The organism is Acinetobacter sp. P8-3-8, from assembly GCF_000214135.1.
Classification (GTDB): Bacteria; Pseudomonadota; Gammaproteobacteria; order Pseudomonadales; family Moraxellaceae; genus Acinetobacter.
In genome coordinates this window covers 1-1,810 of record NZ_AFIE01000115.1, presented here as the reverse complement: position 1 = coordinate 1,810, position 1,810 = coordinate 1, and the positions used below count along the sequence as shown (strand labels likewise).

Genomic DNA, 1,810 nt, shown 5'->3' with positions numbered 1-1,810 from the left:
CTATCTTTTTTCATATGGGTAACTGCGCGAAGCATAGCTTCTTGCTTAAATTTCAAGGAAAAACGTTGTTTTTCTATTCTTGAAATTTGGTGGAGACTAGGAGAGTCGAACTCCTGACCTCCTGCGTGCAAAGCAGGCGCTCTACCAACTAAGCTAAGTCCCCAGCTTAAGATCTTAATATATCTGTTTCTCTGTAATCTTGAATTTCTTCAATTTCAATCAGTAGACTTGGTGGGTCTGACAAGACTTGAACTTGTGACCCCACGCTTATCAAGCGTGTGCTCTAACCAACTGAGCTACAGACCCTCAGATACATCAATGAAGAACAACTTGTTGTGGATTCTTACCAATCGCCAATCTTTCGTTAAGGAGGTGATCCAGCCGCAGGTTCCCCTACGGCTACCTTGTTACGACTTCACCCCAGTCGTCGGCCACACCGTGGTAAGCGTCCTCCCTAAGGTTAGACTACCTACTTCTGGTGCAACAAACTCCCATGGTGTGACGGGCGGTGTGTACAAGGCCCGGGAACGTATTCACCGCGGCATTCTGATCCGCGATTACTAGCGATTCCGACTTCATGGAGTCGAGTTGCAGACTCCAATCCGGACTACGATCGGCTTTTTGAGATTAGCATCCTATCGCTAGGTAGCAACCCTTTGTACCGACCATTGTAGCACGTGTGTAGCCCTGGTCGTAAGGGCCATGATGACTTGACGTCGTCCCCGCCTTCCTCCAGTTTGTCACTGGCAGTATCCTTAAAGTTCCCACCCGAAGTGCTGGCAAATAAGGAAAAGGGTTGCGCTCGTTGCGGGACTTAACCCAACATCTCACGACACGAGCTGACGACAGCCATGCAGCACCTGTATGTAAGTTCCCGAAGGCACCAATCCATCTCTGGAAAGTTCTTACTATGTCAAGACCAGGTAAGGTTCTTCGCGTTGCATCGAATTAAACCACATGCTCCACCGCTTGTGCGGGCCCCCGTCAATTCATTTGAGTTTTAGTCTTGCGACCGTACTCCCCAGGCGGTCTACTTATCGCGTTAGCTGCGCCACTAAAGCCTCAAAGGCCCCAACGGCTAGTAGACATCGTTTACGGCATGGACTACCAGGGTATCTAATCCTGTTTGCTCCCCATGCTTTCGTACCTCAGCGTCAGTATTAGGCCAGATGGCTGCCTTCGCCATCGGTATTCCTCCAGATCTCTACGCATTTCACCGCTACACCTGGAATTCTACCATCCTCTCCCATACTCTAGCTCACCAGTATCGAATGCAATTCCTAAGTTAAGCTCAGGGATTTCACATCCGACTTAATAAGCCGCCTACGTACGCTTTACGCCCAGTAAATCCGATTAACGCTCGCACCCTCTGTATTACCGCGGCTGCTGGCACAGAGTTAGCCGGTGCTTATTCTGCGAGTAACGTCCAAACATCTAGGATATTAGCCTAGAGTTCCTCCTCCTCGCTTAAAGTGCTTTACAACCATAAGGCCTTCTTCACACACGCGGCATGGCTGGATCAGGGTTCCCCCCATTGTCCAATATTCCCCACTGCTGCCTCCCGTAGGAGTCTGGGCCGTGTCTCAGTCCCAGTGTGGCGGATCATCCTCTCAGACCCGCTACAGATCGTCGCCTTGGTAGGCCTTTACCCCACCAACTAGCTAATCCGACTTAGGCTCATCTATTAACGCAAGGTCATTACTGATCCCCTGCTTTCCCCCGTAGGGCGTATGCGGTATTAGCATCCCTTTCGAGATGTTGTCCCCCATTAATAGGCAGATTCCTAAGTATTACTCACCCGTCCGCCGCT

2 tRNA genes and 1 rRNA gene are annotated in these 1,810 nt (G+C 50.3%); all 3 read right to left on the bottom strand.

The features are described 5' to 3' along the window. Positions 1–87 precede the first annotated feature (87 nt). Positions 88–163: transfer RNA gene (locus GGG_RS0118745), tRNA-Ala, on the bottom strand. 66 nt (positions 164–229) lie between these two features. Beyond that, a tRNA-Ile gene (locus GGG_RS0118740) sits at positions 230–306 on the bottom strand. A 59-nt stretch (positions 307–365) separates the two neighbouring features. Further along, positions 366–1,810: ribosomal RNA gene (locus GGG_RS0118735) — 16S ribosomal RNA — on the bottom strand; the annotation flags it as partial.